The following is a 4,592-nucleotide window of genomic DNA, read 5'->3' as shown; positions in this document are numbered from 1 at the left end:
GTGGACGGCACCAAACCGTGTCTGATAACGACTCCCATACAACATTGCGTGGCCGGACGCGAGGCGGTTGCGTTTTTTGCCCGAAAGCGTGATAACCGCGCTGGAGCCGCATCCGGATTTGAGCTTGCCCGGAGCGGCCTGCCCGGCCGACGTCGCCTGCCCGGATGACGTCACGCGATCGCATTGCCCACAGAACCTTTCAACGACATTTTGGAACGTCGCATGCCCGACAACCAAACCGAACCCTCTGGCGCTTTCGAAGCCGCATCGGCTGATGGAGGCGTCCATTTCGCGACGAAAAAGACCGGATTGAACTCCGCTGAGATCTGGGAATACGACGCGGCGACGAACCGGACCAGCCGCGATGTGGTCGCCGACACGCTGCGGGCCCTGACGGCACCTGACGATTTCCCACCGATCGAAGCGGCGATTGTTGCCGGGGACCGCGTCGCACTGGCGGTCGATCCCAACGTCCCGGACGTCGACGCCGTGATCGAAGGTGTCTTGCGGATGCTTCGCAGCACTCCGGCCGAGCACATCGAAATTGTCGTGTGGGACGAAGCGACCGAACAGACCCTGCAACGGATCCGCGCCGCCGCGGGGGAGCACACGGTCATTCCGCATCAAAGCGACATTCGCGAATCGCTGTGTTACCTGGCGGCCGATGTCGACGCGGAACCGATCTATCTCAATCGTGCGTTGGTGGACGCCGACTTCGTCTTGCCGATCGTCGCGATCCGCCCCTTCAACCTCAGCCAGCGGCGCGATTTGACCGGCGTGTTCCCTTCGCTCAGCGATTCAGCCACGCGGACCCGGTTTGCCGACAAGATTTCCTCCGGCGTCGCTTCGTCTCCGGCGATGAAGTCGGGAAACACGATCGCCGAAGAAGTGCCTTGGTTGCTGGGCGTGCAGTTGATTCTGGGCGTGACGGCCAATTCCGATGGGGCGGCCGGAGAAATCCACGCCGGAACCTTGGAGGCGCTCGCCAAGCGAATCACGCCCACGCTTCGTCGCCCCGACCCGGTTCCGCCGGCGGCGGAGTTGGTCGTCGCGGCGCTCGACGGAGATGCCCAACAACAAACCTGGGAGAACGTGGCCCGGGCCGCCGACGCCGCGTTGGCCTACGCGTTGCCCGAGGCGACGATCGTGATCTGGTCGTCGTTGGATCAGCCGCCCGAAGGAGCGTTGCTGGCGCTCGACCATGACGACGAAGCACCAACGGACACGACGCAACACGGCGATGACTCGGAAACCTTGCCGCCCCGCGATCGGTTTTCCGAACTGGCCCGCACGCTCAAGCGGGTGGCGGAAAAACACCGCCTGATGTTGCACAGCAACCTTCCCCGCGAAGTCGTCGAACCCCTCGGGCTCGGCGTCATCGAATCGCCACACGAACTGGCCAATCTGAGCCGACATTTTCAAAGCTGTGGCGTGCTCCGCGCCGCCAGCTTTGCCGGCGGCCACTAAATCTCGATTCCAACGACAAGGTTTCTTTGATGTCGATCCCGATGGAACAGGCGTACTTGCATTGCCCGCGTTGTGGCTGCAAGCAGAGTGATGTCGGTCAGATTCCGTTTCGCTGCGACCACTGCCAATTCGCCGTGTTCTTCGGTCCGGTCGCCGCCGTCGGTGGCTTGATCGTTGATTCGGCCGACAAGTTGCTGCTGGTGCGGCGGGCACGAAATCCGGGCAAAGGCCAATGGGGACTTCCCGGCGGTTTTGTCGATCGCGGGGAAACCGCCGAAGAAGCGCTCGAGCGTGAAGTTTACGAAGAAACCCAATTGCGGTTAAAGACACGCGAGCTGCTGGTCACCCGTCCCAACCAATACAACTATCAAGGCGTCGTCACCGAAGTCATCGATCTGTTTTATGTCTGCCGAGCCGTCGATCCGAGCCACGTGGAATTGGAACCGGCCGAACTGGACGACTATGCCTGGGTTCATCCCACCGACGATTACCTGGACAACATGGCGTTTCCGTCCAACCGCTACGCCATCGAATTGTGGATGAGTGAACTCCCTTGAACGGTCTGATCCTGGTTCCGACTGACAACGAACGACGCCTGATCGAGTCGTCTCTCCGCATCGAGTCCGACCAATGGACTGTCAACACGATCGGTTTTGGTGTGATCGCGGCGGGAATCGAAACGACACGTCTGTTGCTGAGCGAACGGCCCCGCCAAGTGATTTTGGCCGGTATCGCTGGATTGTTTCCTGGCCCAAACACCGCGTCCCTTCGACTCGGCGATGCGATCTGGTTCGATTCGGTCGCGATCGATGGAATCGGTGTGGGACAAGGGGAAGCGTTTGTCGACGCGTCGGACCTCGGTTGGCGCGCCGAAGGCGAGGCCGAGCCGACGGAGACGATTCACCTGCCGACCGTGCCCCAGAGCCAAGCATCGATTGCCCAGCCGGCCCTGTTGCTGACGGTTTGCTCGGGGTCAGCGGCCGACGACGATGCGGCGCGCCGGTTGCGACGCGTTCCCGCTGCGATCGGTGAAGACATGGAGTCGTACGCGGTCGCCTGCGCCTGTCGGTCGGCCGGCGTGCCACTGCGGGTCGTGCGAGGGTTTTCCAACCGCGTCGGCAACCGCGACAAGTCCGCGTGGCAGATCGCTCCGGCACTGGCGAGCGTCGCCGAACAACTGCAACAGTACCTCGACGGGGAGACTCCATGAGCGAGAGAATTCGACTCGGCATTTCGACCTGCCCCAATGACACGTTCGCCTTTCATGCGTTGATGAATCGCTTGGTGGATTGGCGCGGACTGGAATTCGATCTCCGGTTGCTGGACATCCAACAGCTCAACGACGAATTGTTCGCGGGCAAATTCGACGTTGCCAAATGCAGTTTCCACGCCGCGTTGTTGTTGTCGGATTCGATGGTGGTCCTACCGAGCGGCTCGGCACTCGGCTTCGGCGTCGGTCCCTTGCTGTTGTCGTCGAAATCCGTCGCCTCGACCGGCGCCGTGCCCGTGACGGCAGACCAAATCACGCTGTGCCCGGGGCAACACACGACCGCAACGCTGCTGTTTCGTTTGTTTTATCCCCACACCACGTCGATCGAGCAGGTCGTGTTTTCCGAGATCATGCCGCGACTGGTGCAGAACACCGCCGATTTCGGCGTCTGTATTCACGAAGGCCGGTTCACTTGGCAGGACCAGGGGCTGGGCTTGGTGGAGGACTTGGGGACGCGTTGGGAGAACGAGACGCAGTGCCCGCTGCCGCTGGGCGGATTGGTCGGCGACAAAACGCTGCCCGATGAAGTTTTGTGGAAAGTCCAGAGCGTCGTTCGCGACTCGCTCGACTACTCGCTCGCCGATCCCGACGGTGCCCTGGAAACGATGCGACACCACGCGCAAGAATTCGACGACGAGGTGCTGATGCAGCATGTCCATTTATACGTGAACGAATGGACGGTTGATCTGGGGGACATCGGAGCCGGAGCGCTCCACCGATTGAACGAAAAAGCCAAGCTGGCCGGCATCATTCCGCCCTCGACGGCGGGCCTGCAGATCCTGCCGTAGCGGTCGGCGCCGCAGCGATCCCACACAGTATCGTTGTGAAGCATCGATTCCCTGTGTTTTGCGAGGTTTTAGCGGGAGCGCGCAAGCCTCTCCGGTTCCACCGGTTCCAGCTTCAAAACACGCTGAAAGACCGGAGGGCTCGCGCCCTACCGCTAACAAATGCTTCACAGCCTTGCCCGGCAGGCTCAATTTTGACGTTCAACGGCGCGTTTGTCGCTGACGAGAGCATTGAACTGAACGTCCGTCATCGAATAATCTATCGGTACCCGTGCCGCACCGATTTATCTTCAGCCTTCAATCCACGAATCGTCACAATGTCAAAACGCGTCCTTTTTGTTTGCATGGGCAACATCTGTCGCTCGCCGGCTGCCGAAGCGGTGATGAAGCGTTTTGCCGAGGAATTCGGGCTGGACGTGGAGGTCGATTCCGCCGGGACACACGACTATCACATCGGCAAACGCGCCGACGCACGGATGTTGAAAGCCGCCGAAGCACGGGGGTACGAATTGACCAGCCGGGGTCGCCAGGTGACCCAAGACGATCTCGCCGACGGTGTATTCGATTTGGTGCTGGCGATGGACAACGCCAATTACGAATACCTGACGGCGCTGGCCGGTCGGCCGACCCAGCACATCCGGGTCTTCAGCGACTACCTGGATGACAACTGGCCCAACGATGTACCCGATCCCTACTACGGCGAAGCAGAAGGGTTCGATGAGGTGTTGGACATGCTCGAAGAGGGCTGCCCGATCATCTTGCAGACGCTAGCGGGCGAAGCCATCTTCGACGACGGCTTTGTCGAATGACGGCATGCCGTCGAAGACTTCAAAGTCATAGCGTGCCCGATAGGTCTGGCCCGGCCCGATATCAAACGCACCGACGACGCACGGCGAGATGCTGAAATACGGTTTCGTCGGATGCAATCGAACCGGATCGGGATAACGCTCGTTGAGCGGTGATGGAGTGACTCGGACACCGGCAATGTGGTTCTGACCCTGCGTCTGGTCCACGATTCCGAACAGCGCGGCCCATTCGGGACGGCTGTGGTTGCCGAGTCGACGATCATG

The 4,592-nt window shown here is 60.9% G+C and carries 6 protein-coding genes and 1 pseudogene; 5 read left to right on the top strand and 2 right to left on the bottom strand.

What is annotated here, in order from left to right:
• The coding region (locus ABX749_RS23020) for a hypothetical protein (protein ID WP_372898052.1) at window positions 1-288 on the bottom strand (288 nt) is incomplete at its 3' end.
• 21 nt (window positions 289-309) lie between these two features.
• On the opposite strand from ABX749_RS23020, the gene ABX749_RS23015 reads away from it, so the two are divergent.
• The 5 genes from ABX749_RS23015 to ABX749_RS22995 all read left to right on the top strand — a co-directional run bounded on the left by ABX749_RS23015 (window position 310) and on the right by ABX749_RS22995 (window position 4,331).
• Window positions 310-1,467 carry a hypothetical protein gene (locus tag ABX749_RS23015; RefSeq protein ID WP_372898051.1) on the top strand — a complete coding sequence of 386 codons (1,158 nt, stop codon included), beginning with the start codon at window positions 310-312 and terminating at the stop codon, window positions 1,465-1,467.
• A gap of 29 nt (window positions 1,468-1,496) precedes the next feature.
• The gene (locus tag ABX749_RS23010; RefSeq protein WP_372898050.1) at window positions 1,497-2,024 is read left to right on the top strand and encodes an NUDIX domain-containing protein; all 528 of its coding nucleotides are present in this window, start codon (window positions 1,497-1,499) and stop codon (window positions 2,022-2,024) included.
• Entirely contained in the window at window positions 2,021-2,677 is a 657-nt protein-coding gene (gene mqnB / locus ABX749_RS23005) for a futalosine hydrolase (RefSeq protein WP_372898049.1), read from the top strand. The genes ABX749_RS23010 and mqnB overlap by 4 nt, the downstream gene beginning before the upstream one ends.
• Complete coding sequence (locus tag ABX749_RS23000) at window positions 2,674-3,525, top strand: 1,4-dihydroxy-6-naphthoate synthase (protein WP_372898048.1); 852 nt, start codon at window positions 2,674-2,676, stop codon at window positions 3,523-3,525. The genes mqnB and ABX749_RS23000 overlap by 4 nt, the downstream gene beginning before the upstream one ends.
• Window positions 3,526-3,839: 314 nt before the next feature.
• Window positions 3,840-4,331: a low molecular weight protein-tyrosine-phosphatase gene (locus ABX749_RS22995; RefSeq protein ID WP_145219493.1), complete on the top strand. Its 492-nt coding sequence runs from the start codon at window positions 3,840-3,842 to the stop codon at window positions 4,329-4,331.
• Here the strand turns inward: ABX749_RS22995 and ABX749_RS22990 are convergent.
• Window positions 4,290-4,592: pseudogene (locus tag ABX749_RS22990) on the bottom strand (hypothetical protein); the annotation flags it as partial. The gene ABX749_RS22995 and the pseudogene ABX749_RS22990 overlap by 42 nt on opposite strands.

Source organism: Stieleria sp., assembly GCF_041595215.1.
Lineage (GTDB): Bacteria > Planctomycetota > Planctomycetia > Pirellulales > Pirellulaceae > Stieleria > Stieleria magnilauensis.
The sequence above is the reverse complement of the archived record's forward strand: the minus strand, read 5'-3'. Positions and strand labels throughout refer to the sequence as shown.

Bases quoted from the DNA above. Each gene is read 5' to 3' on its own strand.
- ABX749_RS23000 (WP_372898048.1), top strand. From the start codon at position 2,674: ATGAGCGAGAGAATTCGACTCGGCATTTCGACCTGCCCCAATGACACG.
- ABX749_RS23010 (WP_372898050.1), top strand. From the start codon at position 1,497: ATGTCGATCCCGATGGAACAGGCGTACTTGCATTGCCCGCGTTGTGGC.
- ABX749_RS22995 (WP_145219493.1), top strand. From the start codon at position 3,840: ATGTCAAAACGCGTCCTTTTTGTTTGCATGGGCAACATCTGTCGCTCG.